Consider the following 22634-nt stretch of genomic DNA (forward strand, 5'->3'; position numbering starts at 1 on the left):
CGTGTGTTCAGCAAATCCCTACCGTTATTGTTGCGCCGCCCATAGGGTGTCGTGACATGGGAATCCTTGAGAACAAGGCCCGCGCGCGCCTGTTCTACAAATATCTCTCGAAGGTTTACGACACGATCAACCCCTTCATCTGGAACGATGAGATGCGCGATGAGGCCATCGCGTGGCTCGACATCCAGCCCGACGACCGCGTCCTCGATGTCGGCTCCGGCACCGGCTTTGCCACCGAGGGGCTGCTCCAACACACCGACAACGTGTACTGTCTCGACCAATCGATCCATCAGATGGAGAAAGCCTTCAAGAAGTTTGGCAAGCACGACAATGTGAGGTTCCACCGCGGTGACGCCGAACGCCTCCCGTTTGCCGACGACACGTTCGATCATCTCTGGTCGTCAGGCTCGATCGAGTACTGGCCGAACCCGATCGACGCCCTCGAAGAGTTCCGGCGGGTCACCAAGCCCGGCGGCCGCGTGCTCGTCGTCGGCCCCGACTATCCAAACTCGGTCGTGATGCAGAAGCTCGCGGATGCGATCATGCTGTTTTACGATGAGAACGAGGCCGACCGCATGTTCGAAGCTGCCGGCTACACCGAGTTCGAACATCATATCCAACAGGCTAGCCCCGGCAGCCCGAAGGCGATCACGACGGTCGCAACCGTTCCCGAGACCGCGGCTGTCGACGGCGTTGCCGAACCGACCGCGGATCACGCCACCACCGGCGATTCCGCGGCTGATTAACGGTTGTCGCGCGTCCGACTGACACTCACGAAAACACTCGCGGCGCGCGTTACTCGTCGATAAACTCGTTGTCGCGCCAGTCGACACCGTTTTTCCCGGCACTGTTCTGTGGGTTTTCGACGACCTCGACGGTTGCGGGTCGTTGTTCGCCCTCGACGATCCGTGTTGCTTCGAGCTCGCCGTCATGTTCGGAGATCGCGGTCAGTGTCCCCTTTTCGGAGAGCTTGGCGATCTCTTTGAGCACCTCGAACATGCCGTACTGGACGGCGGTGTTCTGGAGGACGGTCTCGCGGTCGCCTTTGAAGCAGGCGAACTCGACGAGCTCCGAGGGGATCTCCTCTTCCTCTTCGTCGCCCCAGCTTGGCCCGCCGGCTCGGGGTGGCTCCTCCTCGTAGACCCGCGTTTCGGTCACGCTGGCCTTGAGCTGGGCTGTCGGGGTGTACTTGCTGAGGCTCTCGTCGCTGGCCTCGGCGTTGATGATCAAGGTGTTGTTGCGTCGTGTGAGTGTCACCTCGTCGATCTGGTCGGGGAGATCTGGATCCTCCAGATACTCCTCTAGGTCTTCGAGCGGCAATTCAAGCGTCGAGTGGAGACGGAATACGCGGCCTGTCATGATGTTGGATGGTGGTGTCGTCGACGTGGGTGCCGATACCTACCGACTGTAGGGCCCCCACTGGTATATGGGCTATCCTTTCGTGTCCGCCCGCGGCCGATGGCTGTGGCCGGTGTCGCCAGCGATATCGTCTGGGCGGTGTCGCCAGCGAGCTTGTGGATTCAGGTCGTCAGCGTCGCTTCCAGCTCGCCGCGTTCGTCGAGTTCGGTGAGAATATCGCTGCCGCCGACGAACTCGCCGTCGACAAACGTCTGGGGGATCGTCTCCCAGTCGCTGTGGCTCGCCAGTGCTTCACGGTATGCGTCGAGGGCGGGCAACACGTCGACGGTCTCGAACTCCTCGACGTGTTTCCCGATCAACTCAAGGGCGTTCGCCGAGTAGCCACACTGTGGCATCAGCTGATTGCCTTTCATAAACAGCACCACATCGTTGGTTTCGATCGCCTCATCGACGCGCTCTTGAACGGTCTCGGCGTCCATCTCACCGTCGGGTTGGAAGGTCATACCAGCGTATAGGGGCGATGGGGTGATATGCGTTGTGTCCGGCCGCCTCCCGCCGGCTGGTGTCGTCGCCGCTCGGGCTGATCGCCGGAATCCGACACCTCCTTGTAGGCCGACGGAATCAGCCATGGGTATGAACGCAACGATCAAATGGGGCGGCGCGGGGCTCCTGTTGGCGCTCGCCGGCACCGGGTTCGTCATCTCGGAGATCCGTCATGGGATCGAGGTCGGCAGCCCGCTGCCTGTTGCCTACGGCGGTGCGGTCGTTCTTGCGACCGTTATCGCCGCCGTGTTGATCATCCCGAGTATGCGATCGAGCAGCTAACCTGCCCGACGGCAGCCGTCTGCCGACCGCATCGTAAACGAGGGGAGTTTATTACTGTCGCCACCAAGAGGGCGATGTGTTTCGCGTCGAGCTCCACGCCCACTCGGAACGCTCCCATGACGGCCGCGATCCGGTCGATCTACTGCTCGAACAGGCCGCGGCTGTCGGGCTCGACGCGCTTGCGATCACCGACCACGACGAGATCGACGCCAGCATCGAGGCCGCGGTGAGCGCGCCCGATTACGGCCTTGTCGGCATCGTCGGCATGGAGGTCACCAGCGCGGTCGGCCACATCCTCGCGTTGGGGATCGACGAGATCGTCCCGCCGGGACTCTCCTACGACGAGACGCTTGACCGCATTCACGACCAAGGCGGGATCGCCGTCGTTCCCCATCCGTTCCAGAAATCCCGCCACGGCGTCGCCCCGCATATCACCGACGACCAGCTCGCCGCGGCCGACGCCATCGAGGTGTACAACTCCCGGCTGTTTACCGGCCGGGCGAACCGCCAAGCCGAACAGTTTGCGCTCGAACACGACCGCCCGATGACAGCCGGTAGCGACGCCCACATCTCCGAACTCGTGGGCCAAGCGGTCACCGAGGTCGACGCCGACGAGCCGACCGCCGACGCGATCCTTGATGCGATCCGCGGGGGTCGCACCAGCGTCATCGGCCACCGAACGCCGTGGCACGTCAGCCTCCGGCAGTTCGGCGGCGGCGCGAAACGCCGGGCCCAGCGGGCGATCCGCGAGTTCTTCGGATGAGCCAGCCACCACAGCCGCCGCTCCGCGGTGCCGACCCCGATATTGTCCGCGCCGCGCTTGACGACGCCGACCCGCTTCCTGGCGCGAGCGACCGCGCCCCAGTTGATATGGGCGGTTTCGGCGGCCGCCTCGACGACCGCCTCATCCGCGACGTGTTGGGTCGCCAACCCGTCTACAGCGAAAGCGACGCCGACGATCCGACCGCCGATGGCGCGTGGGCGTTCACGCCCGACCGTCTCGACGAGCCGGTCGTCGTCCCACCTGGCGGCGTCCGCACCGCCGACGGCGACGAGAGCGTACTCACACTGCCGGAGCCCCCGGCCGCCGACAGCGACGCGGCGATGGCGGCTGTGACCGACGCACTCTCGGGCGCGCTCGGCGTCGACGCCGACACCGAGACTACGGCCACAGACGATGTTGCCGTCGCCTTTTCTGGTGGTGTCGACTCGACACTCGTCGCCAGCGGCTTCCCGGACGCGCCGCTATACGTCGTCGGCTTCGAGGGCTGTCACGACATCGCCGCTGCCCGCGAGGCCGCCGCCGCGATCGATCGCGGGGACGACCTCACGGTCATCGAACTCAGCCACGACGATCTGATCGACGCCGTCCCGCGGGTTGCTGCCGCGACCGGCCGGACAAACCCGATGGACGTGACGATCGCGCTGCCGCTTCTCCTCGTCGCCGAGCGGGCCGCAGCCGATGGCTACGACCGCCTCGCGCTCGGGCAGGGTGCCGACGAACTGTTTGGCGGCTACTCGAAGGTCGTCGAGCCGGCCGATGACCACCGCGTCGACAGCGACACGGTTCGCGGCGCGGTGCGGGAGACGATCGAGACGCTGCCCGGCCAACTGGAACGCGACGTGTGTGGGCTCTCGGTCGCTGGCGTCGAGCCGGTGACACCCTTCCTGCAGGATCGCGTTGTCGACGCCGCGTTGCGGCTCCCCGGTGAGTTGCTGGCGACGCCCGCGGCGCGGAAGGTTGCTCTTCGGCGGGTTGCTCGTGCGACGGTCGGCCTCCCGGACTCTATCGCGGGCGCGGACAAGAAAGCGGTGCAGTACGGCACCTACGTCAGCCGTGAGTTGGATCGGCTGGCGCGCCAAAACGGCTATAAGCGACGGATGGATGACCACGTCGGGCAGTATATTCGGGAACTGTGTTCGGATTCGTAATGTGTAGATTCTGAGTATGTATTGGGTAGAAAGCCCTCAGCACGCTCGGCCACCGAAAGATTCGCTTCGCTCATCTTTCGAGGTTCTGCTCGCTTCGCTCGCAGAACTCCCGGGACTCGCTGCGCTCCTCGCTCACTGCGTTCGCTGCGGTGCTTGCGTCGTCCGGGTTCGCCGAGCGTGCTTCGCCCTTTCAGCCCGCCAGGGCGGTGGTTGGTTAATTGGCCGACCCACCCGTTCGGTTGGTCGTCTCTGAACATTGTCGTGTTGGCTGAGACCTGACTTTTTTACGATCGCGGCTGAACCCTGGGTATGAATCGACGCGACGTGCTCACGGTCACCGGCGGGCTCACGCTGTCGACGACGCTGGCTGGCTGTGTGGGAGAGTCGCCCAGCAGCGACACAGATACTGAGGCCGATAGCGACGATATATCCAGCGAGTTGGATCTCGGTGAAGCCAACGTTACGAGCGTCGTCGTCGACAACAGCGGTGAGGCCACGGATTTCCTCGTTGAGCTCCACCACGACGACGCCGGCGAGGACGGCTATGCCGACTGGTGGCAGGTCGAAACGCTTGACGGGACACAGCTTGGCCGCCGTGATCTGTTGCATGCCCACGAGAACGAACAGCCGTTTGAGCGAAGCGAGACGATCGAAATCCCCGACGACGTGACCTGCGTCGTCGTTCGCGGCCACGACCAGACTCACGGCTACGGCGGCCGCGCGGTCGTCGTGAATCTTGCTTCCGGCGGGCAGAACGCGATCCAACAGGGATCGGAGCGACAGGCCGTCAGCGAGAGCGACTGTCCCGCGTAGCGTCTCGGCGGCGAGGCCTGCCCGTGTGACTCACTCTCGCGGTGCGGCGAGTCCGAAGCGGTTAAACGGGCTTCGGAGGTAGAACAGGCAACTCACTGCGGTGACGGGCTACCAGTGGGCACCCGGTTCGCCGGGACGAAATGTGGTCGGCCTGACCGACTGAATCGCAAGCGCCCGAGGACAACTATGGCACGAAGCGTCTACTCACACATCCGCGAAGCATGGCGAGAGCCCAGCGAGGGCAAACTCGCCGAACTACAGTGGCAGCGCAAACAGGAATGGCGGAACCAAGGAGCGATCGAACGCGTCGATCGCCCCACCCGCCTCGACAAAGCCCGCTCGCAGGGCTACAAGGCCAAACAGGGCGTTGTCGTCGCCCGCGTGTCCGTCCGCAAGGGCGGGGCGCGCAAGCAGCGACACAAAGCCGGCCGCCGTACCAAACGGCAGGGCGTCAACCGGATCGGCCGCCGGAAATCGATCCAACGCATCGCCGAGGAGCGCGCCTCCCGGAAATACCGCAACCTCCGCGTGCTCAACTCCTACTGGGTCGGCGAAGACGGCTCACAGAAGTGGCACGAGGTCATCCTCATCGACCCCAACCACCCGGCCATCGAGAACGACGACGACCTCAACTGGATCTGCGAGGAGCAGCACAAGGGTCGCGCGTTCCGTGGGCTGACCAACGCAGGCGACACGGGTCGCGGCATGCAGACCCGCGGTCAGGGCACCGAACACGCCCGCCCGAGCGTCAACAGCGATCGCAACCGCAGCAAATAATCCGGCGGGTCACGCGACCGTCACACACCGCGTTCGCGCCGTTTTCGCCTGAACTGTCGATTCCCAGACGGTGATAACCCTACACCTTTTTCTTATATTAGAGTGATGTACCCGACCGTATGTCACTGCTTGATAGCTACGAAGCCGTCCTCTGGCAGACAATGGACTGGCTCCGGATCACCGACTCCGTCCGTCGGAAGATGCTGGCAGCGGTGGCGATCCAGTTCAGCGTTGCCATCGGCCTCTTTGGGCTGCCGTTCGTCCTGTCGGGGACGCTGCTGACGGCGATTCAGGCCCTGTTGTTCACCGGTGCGACCGTGGCGTTTGTCAACACGGCACTGATCGTCCAGCGGGATCTGATCGACCCCCTGGCCGACATCGAAACCGCTGCCGGGCGGATCGCCGAGGGCCATGTCGAAACCGAGGCTGTCGCCACCGATCAACCCGACGAGGTCGGCGAACTCACCCGGTCGTTCAGCGCGCTGCAGTCCTACCTCACGACGGTCTCCGCACAGGCCGACGCGCTGGCCGAACAGGAGTTCGACGACGACGCCCTCGATGAGTCCGTCCCCGGGCCCTTCGGCGAGTCGTTGACCCGGATGGCCAACAATCTCGAAACCCACACCAACGAGATCGAAGCGCGGTCGGCCCGACTTGAACGTCTGGTCGAGGCCTTCGAAGAGTCGACGACCGCCGCCATCGACGGCGACCTGACAGCGACGATCGACCCGGCTGTGGTCAACGACGAGGACGGTACCTACACCGTGGTTATCGAGCGGTACAACGAACTGCTGCGAACCCTCCAGGAATCGCTCGGCGAGACCGCCGCCTTCGCCGCCGAGGTCTCCCGGTCGACCGATTCGGTCGCCGAGAGCACAACCGAACTCGATCGGGCCGGCGAGGAGATCGCCGCCGCGACCGACGAGATCGCCGCCGGTGCCGACGAGCAGCGCGAACAGCTCCAGGCTGCGGTCAGCGAGGTCAACACGTTGTCGGCGACCGTCGAGGAGATCGCCGCCTCCGCCGAGGAGGTCAGCCGGACGGCCGAAACCGCAAGCGAGGCCGCCACCGAGGGCCGTGAGGAGGCCACCGACACCATCGCGGAACTCGATGAGATCGAGGTGGAGATCACCGACGCCGCCGACAGCGTCGAAGCCCTCGGCAGCCGGATCGACGAGGTCGACGAGATCGTCTCGGTGATCACCGATATCGCCGAGCAGACCAACCTGCTCGCACTCAACGCCTCGATCGAAGCCGCCCGCGCCGGCGAGGAGGGCGATGGCTTCGCAGTTGTCGCCGAGGAGGTCAAAAGTCTCGCCGAGGAGACGAAGGATGCCGCCGGCGAGATCGCCGACCGGCTCGAAGAGATCCAGGCCCAATCCGACGAGACGATCGCGGAGGTCGAAGCCGCAAGCCAGCGGGTCAGCGAGAGCACCGACGCCGTCGAGCGATCGCTGGGGCGGTTCGACGAGATCGCCGAGGTCGTCACCGAGCTGAGCGATAGCGTCCACGAGATCAGCGATGCGACCGACCAGCAGGCCACCTCCGCCGAGGATGTCGCCGCCGTTGTTGACGAGGTTGCCGACATCAGCGACGAGACCGCCGAGGATGCCGCCAGCGCGGCGTCGGCGGCCGAACAGCAGACCGTCTCGCTGTCGTCGGTCTCCGAGACCGTTGAATCGCTGGCAAGTGAGGCCGATGAGCTTGAATCGCTTCTCTCGCAGTTCGAGTTTGACGAGGATGCTGCCGCGGAGTCGACCGAGTCCACCGATTCGATCAGCACGAACGGGGCGGATACCGGTATCGACGCCGATACCGGAACTGATACCGATTCCGATATCGACACTGACAGCGACGATGTGATCGAACACACTGAGCCAACGAACGACCCCTTCACGATGCCAGCTAACGACTGAGTCGACGCCGACCACCGACCCAGTCGACGCCGACAAGCAGTGACACGTTGGGTGGAACGCCACCCGTTGACATCCGCGGTCTTATTTTGTGCCTCCCCCAATCGGGAGCCATGAGCCTCTCGCTGGATTCGACCCAACTCGACCGCTACTCGCGGCATATTATCCTTGAGGAGATCGGCCCCGAGGGGCAGTCAGCACTGCTGGAGAGTCGCGTGCTGATTGTCGGTGCGGGCGGCCTCGGCGCGCCCGTCATCCAGTATCTCGCGGCCGCCGGCGTCGGCACTCTCGGGATCGTTGACGACGACGCCGTCGAGCGGTCGAACCTTCAGCGGCAGGTGATCCACGGCGACGGCGACGTGGGTCGGCCGAAAGTCGACAGCGCGGCCGACTTCGTCGCCGATCGCAACCCCGACGTGACCGTCGAACCGCATGAGCGACGCATCACACCCGAGAACGCCGACTCGATCATCGACGACTATGACCTCGTCGTCGACGGCTCCGACAACTTCCCGACGCGGTATCTGCTCAACGACGCCTGCCGCATAGAGGGGATTCCGCTGGTCAACGGCGCGGTCTACAAGTTCGAGGGACAGGCGACGACGCTCGTCCCCGACGGCCCCTGCTATCGCTGTCTGTTTCCCGAAGCCCCTGATCCCGGTACCGTCCCCGACTGCGCGACGACCGGCGTGTTGGGCGCGCTGCCGGGCACCATCGGCTGCATGCAGGCGACGGAAGTCGTCAAACTGCTGGCCGACATCGGCGACCCGCTGGTCGGGACGCTGCTATCGTATGACGCGATGGATCTTGCCGTCGAACGCGTCCCCTACCAGCAGTCGCCCGACTGCCCGGTCTGCGGGGAGGACGGCATCGACTCGGTCGCAGAGGTCGAGTACGGCGACGGCTGCGGGATCGACGAGCCGGCGACGAACGCCTGATACGGTTTGCTGTAGGAAGTTACCGTTCGACCGCCGCCCGGTTGGCGGTCGAGACGGTAACCGTCTACAATAACAGTATGAGGGAGGACGCAGCGAAGCACCCGACTTTTTACCCAAACCGACGTATCTGTAGCTATGAGCCGGAACCACGCACCTGCCTCGCTGCCGGTCGCACTCACCATCGCCGGCAGCGACTCCGGCGGCGGCGCAGGGATTCAGGCTGACCTGAAGACGATGGAGGCCCACGACGTTTTCGGCACCTCCGCGATCACCGCAACGACCGCCCAGAACACCGCCGGTGTCGACGACATTAACGTGTTGCCGACCGACCATATCGCCGCCCAGTACGACGCTGTCGTCGACGACTTCGCTGTCGGCGCGATCAAAACCGGCATGCTCGCCACCGCCGACGTGATCGAGACCGTGGCCGACTGCGTTGCCGACTTCGCGGGCCCGGTCGTTGTCGATCCCGTGATGGTCGCCGCGACCGGCGATCGGCTGCTGAGCGAGGAGGCCGAAGCCGTCTACAAAGACCTCTTCGACCACGCAACGCTCGTGACGCCCAACGCCGACGAGGCCGAACTTCTGACCGACCGGACGGTCGACAGCGTCGAAGCCGCCGACGCCGCCGGCCGGGATATCGTCGGGTTGGGAGCCGACGCCGCGCTCGTGAAAGGCGGCCACATCGACGGCGATAGCGGAACCGCTGGCGACAGCGACGAAGTCGTCGATACGCTCGTTATCGACGAGTCAGCCACCGACGCAACCCACACCGAGCGGTTCACCCATCCCCGGATCGACACCGACGCGACGCATGGCTCGGGCTGTACGCTTTCCAGTGCGATCGCCGCCCGGTTGGCCCGCGAGGAGACGCTGACCGAGGCCGTCGCCGGCGGCGTCGCGTTCATGGAGCGCGCGGTTCGGTACGGCATCGACGCCGGGAGCGGGCCGGGATCGGTGCACCACCTCGTCGAGATGCGCGAACGCGCCGACCGCGAAGCGACCACCGCTGCCGTCGAGCGGGTCGTCGCCCGGCTGGTTGAGGCCAATGCTGAGACGCTTGTTCCCTCCGGCGGGATGAGTGTCGTCGGGGCGACCCCCTACGCCGAGTCGGCCGCCGAGATCGTCGGCGTCGATGGGCGTCTCAGCAGCACGCGAACCGGGCTCCGACACAACGCCGGGGTTCGCTCCGGCGTCGGCAGCGACCTCGCCCACCAACTGCTGGCCGCCCGCGAGGCGTTTCCCGAACTCCGGTTCGCCGCGACCTGTCGGTTCGACGACGCGGTCGAACAGAACCTCGACACGCTGGACGGAACGGTTGTCCGCGGTGAGGGCGAAGATCCCACGGAGGCCGTCTCGAACGCCACCGCTGACGCCGACGACCGCCCGGCAGCGATCGTCGATACCGGCGGTGACGGCCGACAGCCCGGAGTGATGTTGGCTGCGACCACGGCGGCGACGCTCCGCGAACGACTGCTGTCCCTCCATGAAGCCCTGATTACGGAGTAAACGGCTGCTGTCGCTGTCGACCGCTGCCCGCATCGTAGCGTTTTAGCGACTGTCTGCCCCACGCCCGGTATGTCACAGGGAATCGTCGGGCAGTTCCACGCGCTGAAAGCCGACAGCGACGCCGACCTGTTGGCGATGCAGTGCGGCGATTTCTACGAGTTCTTCGATGATGACGCCGAGTGCGTTGCCGCCGAACTCGATCTGACGACATCCACCAAATCCTCCGGCGGCGAATCCTATCCGATGGCGGGTGTCCCGGTCAGCGAGTTGACGCCCTACCTCACCGCTTTGGTCGAACGCGGCTACACCGTCGCCGTCGCCGACCAGTTCGAAGATGAGGGCGGCGACTTCTACCGGGAGATCACCCGCCGGGTTACCCCCGGAACGCTGCTGGAAACAACCGACAGCGACGCCCAGTACCTTGCAGCGGTCGTCGCGCCCGACGACGCCGCGACCAACACCGCTGGCAGTGCGGCCGCGGCCAGCAACCACGGCGACGGCGACAGCGGCCCCTACGGACTTGCCTTCGCCGATATTACGACCGGTCAGTTCCTCGTTACTGAGGTCGACAACGCCGACAGCGCGGTCGCCGAATGCTACCGGTTCGATCCCGTCGAACTGTTGCCCGGCCCAGCCGTCCGCACGGACGACGCGTTCCTCGATGCGGTCACTGACCGCAGCGACGCCGAGGTGACGCTGCATACCACTGACGCCTTCGCACCGGGCCGGGCGAACCATGCCGTCACCGAGCAGTTCGGCGACGAAACCGCTGACAGCATCGGCCTCGATTCCGAGTTGGCCGTCCGTGCCGCGGGCGCGATCCTCGCGTACGTCGCCGAAACCGGTGTCGGCGTCCGGCAGTCGATGACGCGGCTTCAACCGTACACAGCCGACGACCACTTGACGCTGGACGCCACAACACAGCGCAATCTCGAACTTGTCGAGACGATGCAGGGCGACAGCGCGGGATCGTTGTTGGCGACAGTCGATCACACCGAAACGAGTCCGGGCCGTCGCCTGCTACGGGAGTGGCTGACCCGCCCGCGGCGCGACCGGGCGACGCTGGATCGACGCCTCGACAGCGTGGACGCACTGGCGGCAGCCGCGTTGTGTCGCCAACGACTCCAAGAGACGCTGGACGGCGCGGCCGACCTCGAACGCCTTGCCAGCCGCGTCGCAAGCGGGAGTGCGGGCGCAAACGAGTTGTTGTCGATCCGCGAGACGCTGGGGCTGCTGCCCGATATCGCCGCCGAACTTACAGATGGTGACCTCGCGGACTCGCCGCTACCCAGCGTGCTCGATGATATCGACCGTGAGGCCGCCGCCGACCTTCGGGAAACGCTGGCAGACGCCATCGTTAAAGACCCGCCACAGACCGTCACACAGGGTGAACTCTTCAAACGCGGCTACCACGACGAGCTTGACGAACTGATCGAACGCCACGAGGCCGCCAAGGAGTGGATCGACGGGCTGGCCGACCGCCTCAAACAGCGGCACGGGCTCAGCCACGTCTCGGTCGGCCGCAACAAAACCGACGGCTACTACGTGCAGGTCGGGCAGTCGGAAGCCGACGCAGTCCCCGATTCCTTCTCGCACGTCAAGACGCTGAAGAACTCCAAACGGTTCGTCACCGACGAGTTAGCCGAGCGGGAACGTGAGATCCTCCGGCTGGAAGAACAGCGCGGCGAACTCGAATACGAGCTGTTCGAGGAGCTCCGCGAGACAGTCGCCGCACAGTCGGCCTTATTGCAGGACGTGGGGCGGGCGATCGCCGAACTCGACGTCTACTGCTCGCTGGCGACCCACGCCGCGAGCAACGGCTGGTGTCGCCCGACGCTGGCCGACCCCGGCGAACTCGACATCGACGCCGGTCGCCATCCGGTCGTCGAGCAGACCACCGAGTTCGTGCCCAACGACCTCCGGCTCGACCGCGACCGCGGGTTTCTGCTCGTGACGGGGCCGAACATGAGCGGGAAATCGACGTACATGCGACAGGCCGCGCTGATCACGCTGCTCGCACAGGTCGGCAGCTTCGTCCCCGCCGACGCAGCGACAGTCGGCGTCGTCGACGGGATCTACACCCGGGTCGGCGCGCTCGATGAGCTTGCGCAGGGCCGCTCGACGTTCATGGTCGAGATGCAGGAGCTCTCTAACATCCTCCATTCAGCCACCGACGAATCGCTGGTGATCCTCGACGAGGTCGGCCGCGGCACCGCGACCTACGACGGGATTTCGATCGCATGGGCTGCGACAGAATATATCCACAACCGGATCGGCTGTCACTGTCTGTTTGCCACCCATTACCACGAACTAACCGCCTTAGCCTCACATCTTGACCGCGTCGGCAACGTCCACGTCGCCGTCGCCAACGAGGACAGCGGCGAGGACATCACGTTCCTCCGGACGGTCGAGGAGGGCGCGACCGACCGCTCGTATGGGATTCACGTCGCCGACCTCGCCGGCGTTCCAGAGCCAGTTGTCGGGCGCGCACGCGACGTACTGGAAAAACTGCGCTCCGAGAAGGCTGTCGAAGCGAAAGGAAGCGGTGCGGGCGAGCCGACACAGGCCGTCTTCGACCTCAACTCGGGCGAGTTCCGTGCGGCCGACAACGGGGCAGCATCGAACACGAGCGCGCCCGCGGACACGGGTGACGACGCGGCCGACGAGTTCGATCCAGCGGTCGAATCGGTGCTCTCGGAGCTTCAGGCGACCGATATCGACGAAACCCCGCCCGTCGAGCTGATGGCGAAAGTCCAACAGTGGCAGGAGCAACTCAGTACAACTGAGCGCTCGGAGTATTGAGCCGAAATACTTGTATTTAAAACCACTGGCTGTTGATATAGCAGAAATTTTTGCTGATACATAGATAACGGTCTCAGTACAGGTAATAAAAAGTCTAAGCTATTTTGAATCCGTTATAAACTGTCGGCGAAAGCCATTTTATCACATTTTACGCGATGAATTATCCCAAACGCTCTGGCTATTATATGTGGATACGGTCTGTTGAAGACGGTAGACGGTGAGCACTCAATGACAGGTTCCCCATCGACCGTAGGTCGATCGCCCTCTGCCGACGCTGAGTCGCCCCCGCAGGCGTCCCGTAGCCTGCCGCTCACCCGGCCGATCCGCTGGCTCGGCTTCTGGGCGGCGATCGTCCTTCCGGCAGTGTATCTGCCAGTCCTCTCCCTCGGTATCGGTACGCACACTGGGGCAGTCTTCCTTGGACTGCTCGGTTGTCAACTGCTCGCATTGCTTGCTGGCCACCACTACAAGAGACCATAATCCATGACTGCGACGACCCAACCCGTTCAGACCGAGGAATCGCCCGACGTAGACAGCTCCCAGTCGAAAGAGTCGCGGCTTGCCGACTATCTGCGTGAGCGTGCCGACGCCGGCGACATGTACTTCAAAAGCAAGTTTATCGCCGAGGAAGTCGGGCTCTCCGCAAAGGAAATCGGTGCCCTGATCGTGAAGCTTCAAGATTCGGTTGAGGATCTGTCGATCGAACGCTGGTCGTACACCGGCGCGACAACGTGGCGCGTCGAGCGAACCGCCTGAGTGTTCACCGTCGATCCACCCCACTCCTTTCGGTGCTGTTCTCTCACCGCCAGCACCTGGTGTTGTCAACCCCAGCATCGTAGAACCTATCCGCTGACATGACACGGAAGTAACAATGGATTCATACCGCTCACCCACAAAACTCAGCCAATGCAATCGCCCGTTTCCCATCGATCCGCCAGCAGCCGCGAGGTCGGCTGCCAGCCGGACGAGGTGAATCACCGCCGACACCTCTCGCCCACCGATGACTGACCAACCGTTGATCGCCGAAGTCAGCCAGAAGGCACTCATTCGGTCGCCGGCCGACGAGCTACTGGTCATGCAGGTCGACGCCGATACCTGGGAACTTCCTGGCGGTCGGATGGGGGCTACCGAGGCCCCGATCGTCGGACTCAAACGGGAAGTAACCGAGGAGACCGGGCTCTCGGTGACCGTCGGCGAGCCGATCCATACGGCCGCTTGGCGCAACGATGTCGGCCGTGGCCGGTTCAGCGTCGTCTACTACTGTGAGGCCGAGACGACCGATGTCGAACTCAGCGACGAACACTGCGATTACGAATGGGTCTCGCCGTCGACCGCCCGCGATGAGTTCCTCACGGTCAGCATCCACCAGACGGCGATCGATCGGCTGTTGGCCGCCGAAGCCCTACCAAGCGAGCAGACCGCTGCAACCGATGACTGACGACATCCCCTCAACCGACGATACAGCGATCCACCAGCTCGACGACCAGACGGTACAGCGCATCGCCGCCGGCGAGGTCGTCGAACGACCGGCCTCGGTCGTCAAAGAGCTGATCGAAAACAGCCTTGATGCGGGCGCGACCCGAATTGCCGTCGCCATTGAGGACGGCGGCACCGAACACATCCGCGTCCGCGATAACGGCCACGGGATCCCCGAATCGGAGCTCTCGCTGGCGGTCGCCGAACACGCGACCAGCAAGATCAGCGATATCGACGACCTCGATGCTGGTGTCGGCACCCTCGGCTTTCGGGGTGAAGCGCTCGCCACCATCGGTGCTGTCTCCCGGCTGACGGTTCGCTCCCGGCCGGCCGAGGCCGCCTCGGGAGCCGAACTTACCGTTGACGGCGGCGCGGTCGGTGAGATCGACCCGGCCGGCTGTCCGGTCGGAACGACCATTGAGGTCGAGGAACTGTTTTTCAACACGCCGGCACGCCGGAAGTTCCTCAACAGTGATCGCACCGAGTTCGATCACGTCAACACGGTCGTCAGCCAGTACGCGCTGGCAAATCCCGATGTCGCCGTCGCCTTCGAACATGACGGCCGGGAGGTGTTTGCGACCGAGGGAACCGGCTCGCTGCGCTCGGCCGTGCTTGCGGTCTACGGCCGCGATGTCGCCGAATCGATGATCGCGGTCGACTCCGGGACAGACGGCGACGGGCCGATCGATGGAATCTCGGGGCTTGTTAGCTATCCAGAGACCACACGGAGCACCCGCTCATACCTGGCGACGTTTGTCAACGATCGATACGTGACAGCGTCGCTGCTCCGCGGCGCGGTTGTCGATGCCTACGGCGGCCAGCTGGCCCCTGATCGATACCCCTTCGCCGTGCTCTTTGTCGATGTCCCGCCGGGCTCGGTCGATGTCAACGTCCACCCGCGCAAAACGGAGGTACGGTTTGACGACGAGGACGCCGTCGCGTCCGCTGTCCGCGAGGCTGTGACCGACGCCCTGCTTGACGATGGCTTGATCCGCTCGTCGGCCCCTCGCGGGCGATCGGCTCCCGAGGAGACAACCATTGAGCCGGAACCCCCCGACACAACCGCTGTCGGTGGTGGCGACCGCGATACAGCTGCTGACGCTGTCGGGGCCAGCGATGTCGACGCCGATCGCTCGCCCGACAGCGAGACCACAGCCAGCGATACCGACGATGCCGCCGATACTACGGCTGATCCCCAGACATCGCGGCCGGAGTCGACGACCACGGCATCAGCCGACGGCGTCGATCCGGCTGAGCCGGTCGATCCGAGCGCGGAGGACAGTTGGGTCGTCGACGACATCGCACCCGGGTCGACACCGACCGAATCCGTCGAGCAGGCGACCGATCCGGTGACAGCAGCCGACTCGTCGACGCCGGACGAGCAGTTGACAGCAGGTGATCTGTCGACGCCGGACAACTCCGCAACAGATACTCCCGCAACGCCGGACACCACCGCGGCGACGACACCAGCGGAGTCGTCGGCCGAATCCTCACCAGCTGAGCATGGCGAGACTGACAGTACCGCCACTGACGAAACCGCCACTGCCCCCCCAACGTCTGATGGGAGAGAGTTCGAGCCAACGCAGCCAACGACTCAGCGAACACTCACCGGCGAGACGACAACCGCCGAGCGGGGGTATGACACGTTGCCGACCCTTCGGGTACTCGGCCAGTTGTATGACACCTATCTGCTGGCGACGACCGACGATGGGTTGGTGTTGATCGACCAGCATGCCGCCGACGAGCGCGTCAACTACGAACGCCTCCAAGCTACCCTTGGCGAGTCGCCGGCGACCCAGACGCTTGCCGAGCCAGTGTCGTTGGAACTCACCGCCCGCGAGGCAGCCCTCTTCGAGTCGGTCGCCGACCACCTCGCTGCGATCGGCTTCCGCGCCGAACGCGTGGGCGACCGCGAGGTCGCCGTTACCGGTGTGCCGGCGATCTTCGAGACGACGCTGGAACCCGAGTTCCTGCGTGACGCGCTGCTCGGTGTCGTCGAATCGGCCGACGGCGACGCAACTGTCGAGGCGGCTATCGACGAGCTGCTCGCCGATCTGGCCTGCCATCCCTCCGTGACCGGCAACACCTCTCTCACCGAGGGCTCGGTTGTCGACCTGTTGTCGGCCCTCGACGACTGCGAGAACCCGTATGCCTGCCCGCATGGTCGCCCGGTGCTCATCGAGATCAGCCGCGAGGAGATCACCGACCGTTTCGAGCGCGACTACCCTGGTCACGGTCGGCGAGCGGAGTGACAACGGCTGGAATTAAGAGCCACACCACCCAACCACGCGGTATGCACGGCGGTCGATACCATGGCTGAGTTGGTAACCTTCGGCGAGACGATGCTCCGGCTTTCGCCGCCCCGCGGCACGCGACTCGAAACGGAGGGTGAGTTGGACGCACAGGTCGGCGGCGCCGAAAGCAACGTCGCCGCCGCCGCAAGCTGTCTCGGCGTCGACGCGGCGTGGTGCTCGAAGCTCCCGGCGAACCCACTCGGGCGGCGTGTCGTTCGCGCCCTCCGTGGCCACGACGTGACGCCCGCGGTCGCGTGGGACGACAGTGATACCGCCCGGCTCGGCACCTACTATCTCGAATACGGGGCCGATCCACGAGAGACAACTGTCGTCTACGACCGCGCCAACGCGTCGATCACGACGGTCAGCACCGACGAGCTCGACACCGAGCGGGTGGCCGACGCCGAGGTGTTCCATACGACGGGGATCACCCCCGCGCTCAGCGATGCCACCGCCGAGACGACACGCGAGCTCTTGGATATCGCTGCCGACGCCGACACGCTGTGTTCGTTCGATCTCAACTATCGCTCGAAGCTCTGGTCACAGGAAGCCGCCGCCGTCGTCTACGACAATCTCCTGCCGCGGGTTGATCTCCTGTTTGCCCCCCACCGCGACGGGCGTGCGATCCTCGGCTACGAGGGCGACGCGGCGGCGGTCGCCCGCGGGCTGGCCGACGACTACGATCTCGACGCCGTCGTCGTCACCCGCGGCGCGGAGGGGTCGCTTGCGCTCGTCGATGGCGACCTCATCGAAGAGGGCATCTACTCGGATGAAACGATCGACGCCATCGGCACCGGCGACGCCTTCGTCGGCGGCTTTCTCGGAGAGCTGCTCGCAAACGGCGACGGCATGTTGACGCCGGCTACCGTCGAGACCGCCCAGTCGTATGCGGCGGCCGCCGCCGCGGTGAAGCGGACGATCACCGGTGACGTGTTGGTGTCGACACGTGCAGAGATCGAATCAGTGCTCGCGGATGATGCGGATGGGATCGCTCGATAACAGACGCAGTATTTGACGCTCGGATGTTGCTCTCTCACAGCAAGATCGAGAAGGTAGAAGGGTTGAGATGCCTGCCCGGATACCGCATGACATCAGCCCGGATGTCGTCTGCCGCCTGCCCGGAGACGGCCACCGCCTGCCCGGAACGCGGTCAGACGGTATCCGAATCATCGGACACGATAGTAATAAACGATACGATTACATTATCAGATAAGATAATTTGAAGCCACAAACATACTACCGCTGATCCCTCGCTCTGCAACGGTTTGATCTGGCTGTTCATAGCAAATTATTTTATTTGATATCGTCGTCGCCACTTATTTATATTACACGTCGAAAGCAACACCCGTCGCCTCGTGTCAACGACGGCGACTGTCGAACACGCCTGCCCGGAACAGGTCGGGAAGCGCGAATGCTTCCCACATCTACGCCTTTCTCATTGCGTGTTGCGGTGTGTTTGCCACCAGTTTCAGCGACGCGCTTGTGACGACGCACTGGCCAGCCGCCATACGGTTTTGTAGCCCCGGGCTGACCGGCGACCATGCACGTTCTTGTGATCGGGGCCTACGGCAGCGCGGGTTCGGCGGCCGCCGCCGACCTCGCGCCGCACGTCGGCCGCGAGATCGACCGACTGACACTCGTCGACGACGGCGACCCCGGCGGCGGGCTCTGTATTCTCAACGGTTGTATGCCCTCGAAGGCGGTGTTGTCGGCGGCCGCCCATCGGTTTCAGGCCCGCGCCGACGATCGGCTTGTGGGCGACCCACCGACGATCGACCTCGACCGCGTCGTCGCGCGGAAAGACGACCACGTCGAGTCGTTTGCGGCCCACCGCCGCGAATCGGTTCACGAACTGACCAACACCGACGGCGTCGCGTTTATCGACGACACCGCCCGGTTTGTCGACGACCGCGTCGTCGCCATCGACGGCGACCGCTACGAGCCAGACTACGTCGTCATCGCCACGGGCTCCTCGGCGTCCATCCCCGACCTCCCCGGCATGGACGCTGTCGATCCCCTGACGAGCAAAGCTGTCCTCGCCGCGACCGATCTCCCAGACTCGGGTGTCGTCATGGGCTTCGGCTACATCGGCCTCGAACTCGTCCCCTATCTCGCGGAGGCCGGCGTCGACCTCACCGTGATCGAACACGACGACCGCCCGCTTGACGAGGCTGACCCCGAATTTGGCGACGAGCTCATCGGGCTCTACCGCGAGGAGTTCGGTGTCGACATCCTCCCCAACGCAACCGAACAGCGGATCGAGCCGACAGCCGACGGCGTTCGCTTGCATGTCGAACAGGCTGGCACCGAACACGCTGTCGACGCCGATGCCCTCTTTGCCTTTACCGGTCGCCAACCCACTCTCGACGGCCTCGGGCTTGGGGCCACCGCGCTCGATCCGGGCGAGGGGTGGGTCGACGACACCATGGCCGCTGTCGACGACGAGCAGGTCTTCGTTGTCGGCGATGCCAACGGGAAGGAGCCGATCCTGCATGTCGCCAAGGAACAGGGGTTTGCCGCCGCCGACAACATCCTCGCCCACCACGCCGGCGCGTCGATGACGCCCTACGAGAACGTCCACCATCACGTGGTCTTCTCGGGGGCGAGCGTCTACCCCTTTGCCCGCGTCGGCCACACGCCGGAGTCGGCCGAGGACGCCGGCCACACGGTCGTCACCGCAACCCGGCGAGCCGACGATGACGGCGTCTTCACAGTCAAAGACGTGCCCTATGGCCTCGCCCGACTAACGGTCGATGCCGATGCGGGAACGGTACTGGGCTATCAGGGACTGCACGCCCACGCCGACACGATGGCGAAAACACTGCAGGTGATCGTCGAGAACGACCTCGACGCACGCGAGGTGCCGGATCGCTCCTTTCATCCAACCTTGCCGGAGCTGCTCGATGGGTTGCTTCGGGAGACGGCGTCGCAACTCGACTGAGGCAACCGCTCGGCGACAGCGACGGCGAGCCGATTCCACACTCCAAGCGATCAGACGGCTGCGGTGTCGTCGCCCGGCTCCGGTGTGGAAATCTCCAGCGACACCTCGATCTGCTCGTAGGGCACAAACGGTCGTTTCGCCCGGCCGTCCTGCTCGAAGCTGACGATATCGTAGTCGGCGAGCACCTGGAGATCGTCATGGACGCTTTTTACATCCCGGTCAACGCGGTCGGCCAACTGTCGGATGCTGCCGGCCGTTTCCGACATCACGCTCTGCAGCAGTTCGACCCGCCGATCGGTGAGTAATGCGCGCAGGTCACTCGGGTTCTGGAAGTTGATGACGCGGGGTACCTCCTCGCCGGCTTCCCAGCGTTCGGCGCGCTCGATCGCGTCTTGCTTGTGGGCCTCGCTCGATCGGGCGGTGATCCTGAGCGTCGACGGATGGTCGGCGGCTGATACGTCCTCAAGGAACCCAGCCTCGGTTTCGGTGTCGATCTCAGCTGTCGTCTCGTCGTGGTTGTTGGATGGTGTGGACATGCTGTATCACCGCTTGGCGGCGTCCATTTCGGCGTGAAACTGTCGGATGTGGTCTGTGAGTCCGGTGTACTCGATATCATCGGCCACGCCATCGGGCGTGTGGTAGTGATGGCGATCCACGGTTGGATGATTCGGGAAGTTGTCGAACCGGAGGCGTGTTCGACCGTCCTCGCTCATATACTGGAATCGGTATTTGACGCCCTCGGGGTAGTCGTCGCTTTCCGGAACCGACGTGGCGATCATCTCATACCGCGACCCATCGGCGAAGGTTTCCTCATCCTCGTAGATGACCGTCGAACCCATCTCACAGTATGTTGGTATACTACACCAACATACAAAAATCTTGGTCGGCTGTCAGCCGATATCCTGTTTTAGTTAGATAGCCCCTCTGGCGATACTGTGTCGCTCACCCTCATCGTGGAACCGGACTGTGGGTGAGCCGGTCTCAGAGATCGGCGTCACTGTGACTTTCTCGCCACCGTGCGCTTTTTATTCTCTGCGTGAGCATCCCATAGCCAATGAGCACACCTTGGGCGGAGTGGGATCACATCCTCAAGATCGACCCCGACAAGCCGCTTGTCGACGGCGAGACGTTCGCGGATGTCTGTCAGACCGGCACCGACGCCATCGAGATCGGTGGCACCCTCGGGATGACCGAGGACAAGATGCAGCGCGTCGTCGATGCCTGCGCCGAGTACGATGTCCCGCTCTACCAGGAGCCATCAAATCCGAGCGTCGTTATCGACTCGCCGGATCTCGATGGCTACCTCATCCCGACGGTGTTCAACTCGACGGATCCGTTCTGGATGGTCGGCGCCCACAAGGAGTGGGTTCGTATCGAGGACGGCCTTGACTGGGATCGCACGACGACCGAGGCCTACATCGTGATGAACCCCGAGGCTTCCGTCGCCGAGTACACCGAGGCCGACTGCGAGCAGTCCGCCGAGGATGTCGGTGCGTTCGCCCGCGTCGCCGAGAAGATGTTCGGCCAGGAGATCGTCTACGTCGAATACTCCGGTACCTTCGGCGATCCCGAGATCGTCCAGGCTGCCGCCGACGGCCTCGATGACGCGACGCTGTTCTACGGCGGCGGGATCGGCGACTACGACAGTGCCTACGAGATGGGCCAGCACGCCGATGTGATCGTCGTCGGCGACCTCCTCCACGAGGAGGGCTGTGATGCTGTTCGAGAGACTGTTGAGGGGGCGACCGACGCCCACGCCGCGTCGACACCGAACTAATCGTCGGGCGTGTCCGCCGACCCGTCGTTTCGCAACGGTGGTCGCTCGCCGTAGGTTACGGCGCGCCACACCCACTCCATCGGCCCAAACCGGAAGTACCGCAGCCACACCACCGACAGGACGATCTGGATCGCCCAGATTGCGACGACGATGCCGGCCTGTTCGACACGAGTCACACTCCCGAACAGTCCGAGCCCGTGGCCGTAGAAGATCGAGGTCGCAAGCAGCGTCTGTAGCAGGTAGTTACTGAAGGCGGTTCGCCCGACGGCCGACAGCGCGGTCGTCACCCTCCCCCCGCCGAACCGCCGGCAGAACAGCATGATCCCGGCGATATACGCGCCGGCCAGAAACAGGCTGCCCCAGTAGTTGAACTGGGTGCCGAAAAACAGGGCCTCCGGGGCCGCCCAGTCGACAGCCTCCGTGTACCAGACGCCGGTGCCGATCAGCAGCAGGCCGATCCCGCCGCCACCGGCAAGCAGGTGGCGATAGAACCGCGTGGATCGCTCATTCGAGAGGACACCCCATTTGAACAGGGCCATCCCCCACAGCATGAGCCCGCTGGTTCGCCAGACGGTCGCGCCGAGGAAGCCGCTGGTCTGTTGGGTAAACGCCGTCTGGGCGCGGTGGTCGAACTGGGCCAGCCAGCCGCTCCGGTAGGTTTCGACCTCCTGGAGGAGCGCAGACTCGGAGGGCGTCCAGACGGCAAGCGTCTGGGTTGCATCTATCGAGACACCGGCGGCGAGATACGACAGCGTTGGAACCACGATCAACAGCAACCCGATTCTGGCGAGGCTGGTCGGCTTCCAATCTCTGGCGGCGACGACGGCCAGCGAACACAACGCGTAGGGAACGAGGATGTCACCGTACCACAGCAGGTAGGCGTGGGCAAGCCCAACCAACAGCAGAAACGCCGTCCGGCGGTAGTGAAGCCTGATGGCTCTGCTGTCGGGTTTGCTCCGCGTGAAAAGGACGATCCCCGCACCAAACATGATCGTAAACAGTGTGATGAACTTCCGCTGGGCGAAGATGTGGCCGAGCAGCCAGACGAGGTAGTTCGCGCCGGCAAACTCGCCGTACGGGGTTGCCGAGGCGTACACTGTCGGGTTGTTGAGCGTCGCAAACGGCATCGAAAACACCCAGATGTTGATGACGAGAATCCCCAACAGCGCGAAGCCACGGAGGACGTCGAGCCCGAGAATCCGGTCTTCGGGTGGCGTCGGCGAGGGTGTGGAACTCACTGTCTACCCGTCAGACGAGAAGTCAAATAAACACACCGAC

At 64.3% G+C, this 22634-nt stretch carries 21 protein-coding genes; 16 read left to right on the forward strand and 5 right to left on the reverse strand.

From position 1 onward, the window contains the following. Window positions 1–56 precede the first annotated feature (56 nt). On the forward strand, window positions 57–746 hold the full coding sequence (locus HKK80_RS05620) for a methyltransferase domain-containing protein (RefSeq protein ID WP_411798634.1): 690 nt from the start codon (window positions 57–59) through the stop codon (window positions 744–746). Between the two features lie 49 nt (window positions 747–795). On the opposite strand, the gene HKK80_RS05625 is transcribed toward HKK80_RS05620, so the two are convergent. Beyond that, window positions 796–1359: a hypothetical protein gene (locus HKK80_RS05625; RefSeq protein ID WP_411798635.1), complete on the reverse strand. Its 564-nt coding sequence runs from the start codon at window positions 1357–1359 to the stop codon at window positions 796–798. A gap of 161 nt (window positions 1360–1520) precedes the next feature. Further along, window positions 1521–1862: a glutaredoxin family protein gene (locus tag HKK80_RS05630; RefSeq protein WP_411798636.1), complete on the reverse strand. Its 342-nt coding sequence runs from the start codon at window positions 1860–1862 to the stop codon at window positions 1521–1523. 130 nt (window positions 1863–1992) lie between these two features. Here HKK80_RS05630 and HKK80_RS05635 point away from each other — a divergent pair, with 130 nt between their 5' ends. From HKK80_RS05635 to HKK80_RS05700, 14 genes are all read left to right on the forward strand, one after another. Next, the gene (locus HKK80_RS05635) at window positions 1993–2184 is read left to right on the forward strand and encodes a hypothetical protein (protein ID WP_411798637.1); all 192 of its coding nucleotides are present in this window, start codon (window positions 1993–1995) and stop codon (window positions 2182–2184) included. A gap of 76 nt (window positions 2185–2260) precedes the next feature. Next, window positions 2261–2947, forward strand: a complete 687-nt coding sequence (locus HKK80_RS05640; RefSeq protein WP_411798638.1) for a PHP domain-containing protein — start codon at window positions 2261–2263, stop codon at window positions 2945–2947. After that, on the forward strand, window positions 2944–4116 hold the full coding sequence (locus HKK80_RS05645) for an asparagine synthase C-terminal domain-containing protein (protein WP_411798639.1): 1173 nt from the start codon (window positions 2944–2946) through the stop codon (window positions 4114–4116). Before HKK80_RS05640 ends, HKK80_RS05645 begins: the two co-directional genes overlap by 4 nt. 309 nt (window positions 4117–4425) lie before the next feature. After that, the gene (locus HKK80_RS05650) at window positions 4426–4929 is read left to right on the forward strand and encodes a hypothetical protein (protein WP_411798640.1); all 504 of its coding nucleotides are present in this window, start codon (window positions 4426–4428) and stop codon (window positions 4927–4929) included. Window positions 4930–5115: 186 nt separating this feature from the next. Then, window positions 5116–5706: a 50S ribosomal protein L15e gene (locus tag HKK80_RS05655; RefSeq protein ID WP_411798641.1), complete on the forward strand. Its 591-nt coding sequence runs from the start codon at window positions 5116–5118 to the stop codon at window positions 5704–5706. 119 nt (window positions 5707–5825) lie between these two features. After that, on the forward strand, window positions 5826–7622 hold the full coding sequence (locus HKK80_RS05660; protein ID WP_411798642.1) for a methyl-accepting chemotaxis protein: 1797 nt from the start codon (window positions 5826–5828) through the stop codon (window positions 7620–7622). A 110-nt stretch (window positions 7623–7732) separates the two neighbouring features. Continuing rightward, entirely contained in the window at window positions 7733–8557 is an 825-nt protein-coding gene (gene ubaA, locus HKK80_RS05665) for an SAMP-activating enzyme E1 (RefSeq protein ID WP_411798643.1), read from the forward strand. A gap of 135 nt (window positions 8558–8692) precedes the next feature. After that, a complete protein-coding gene (gene thiD, locus HKK80_RS05670) occupies window positions 8693–10066 on the forward strand; it encodes a bifunctional hydroxymethylpyrimidine kinase/phosphomethylpyrimidine kinase (RefSeq protein ID WP_411798644.1) in 1374 nt (457 codons plus the stop codon). 69 nt (window positions 10067–10135) lie between these two features. Next, entirely contained in the window at window positions 10136–12868 is a 2733-nt protein-coding gene (gene mutS, locus HKK80_RS05675; RefSeq protein WP_411798645.1) for a DNA mismatch repair protein MutS, read from the forward strand. A 483-nt stretch (window positions 12869–13351) separates the two neighbouring features. Beyond that, window positions 13352–13624: a hypothetical protein gene (locus HKK80_RS05680; RefSeq protein ID WP_411798646.1), complete on the forward strand. Its 273-nt coding sequence runs from the start codon at window positions 13352–13354 to the stop codon at window positions 13622–13624. 244 nt (window positions 13625–13868) lie between these two features. Then, window positions 13869–14306, forward strand: coding sequence for an NUDIX hydrolase (locus HKK80_RS05685; RefSeq protein ID WP_411798647.1), 438 nt, complete (start codon window positions 13869–13871; stop codon window positions 14304–14306). Continuing rightward, a complete protein-coding gene (gene mutL / locus HKK80_RS05690) occupies window positions 14299–16596 on the forward strand; it encodes a DNA mismatch repair endonuclease MutL (RefSeq protein WP_411798648.1) in 2298 nt (765 codons plus the stop codon). The genes HKK80_RS05685 and mutL overlap by 8 nt, the downstream gene beginning before the upstream one ends. Before the next feature lie 60 nt (window positions 16597–16656). Then, the gene (gene kdgK1, locus HKK80_RS05695) at window positions 16657–17637 is read left to right on the forward strand and encodes a bifunctional 2-dehydro-3-deoxygluconokinase/2-dehydro-3-deoxygalactonokinase (RefSeq protein ID WP_411798649.1); all 981 of its coding nucleotides are present in this window, start codon (window positions 16657–16659) and stop codon (window positions 17635–17637) included. A gap of 541 nt (window positions 17638–18178) precedes the next feature. After that, the gene (locus HKK80_RS05700; protein WP_411798650.1) at window positions 18179–19579 is read left to right on the forward strand and encodes a dihydrolipoyl dehydrogenase family protein; all 1401 of its coding nucleotides are present in this window, start codon (window positions 18179–18181) and stop codon (window positions 19577–19579) included. 50 nt (window positions 19580–19629) lie between these two features. On the opposite strand, the gene HKK80_RS05705 is transcribed toward HKK80_RS05700, so the two are convergent. Next, window positions 19630–20115 (reverse strand): transcriptional regulator, encoded by a 486-nt coding sequence (locus HKK80_RS05705; protein ID WP_411798651.1) that lies wholly within the window; start codon window positions 20113–20115, stop codon window positions 19630–19632. Window positions 20116–20121: 6 nt separating this feature from the next. After that, window positions 20122–20418 carry a DUF6516 family protein gene (locus HKK80_RS05710; RefSeq protein ID WP_411798652.1) on the reverse strand — a complete coding sequence of 99 codons (297 nt, stop codon included), beginning with the start codon at window positions 20416–20418 and terminating at the stop codon, window positions 20122–20124. Window positions 20419–20633: 215 nt separating this feature from the next. Between HKK80_RS05710 and HKK80_RS05715 the strand changes: the two genes are divergently transcribed. Then, on the forward strand, window positions 20634–21356 hold the full coding sequence (locus tag HKK80_RS05715) for a phosphoglycerol geranylgeranyltransferase (protein ID WP_411798653.1): 723 nt from the start codon (window positions 20634–20636) through the stop codon (window positions 21354–21356). Here HKK80_RS05715 and HKK80_RS05720 read toward each other — a convergent pair. After that, window positions 21353–22594, reverse strand: a complete 1242-nt coding sequence (locus tag HKK80_RS05720; protein WP_411798654.1) for a DUF418 domain-containing protein — start codon at window positions 22592–22594, stop codon at window positions 21353–21355. The two genes, HKK80_RS05715 and HKK80_RS05720, sit on opposite strands and share 4 nt — an antisense overlap. Between the last annotated feature and the right edge of the window lie 40 nt (window positions 22595–22634).

Source organism: Halonotius sp. F2-221B (assembly GCF_046719765.1).
Lineage (GTDB): Archaea > Halobacteriota > Halobacteria > Halobacteriales > Haloferacaceae > Halonotius.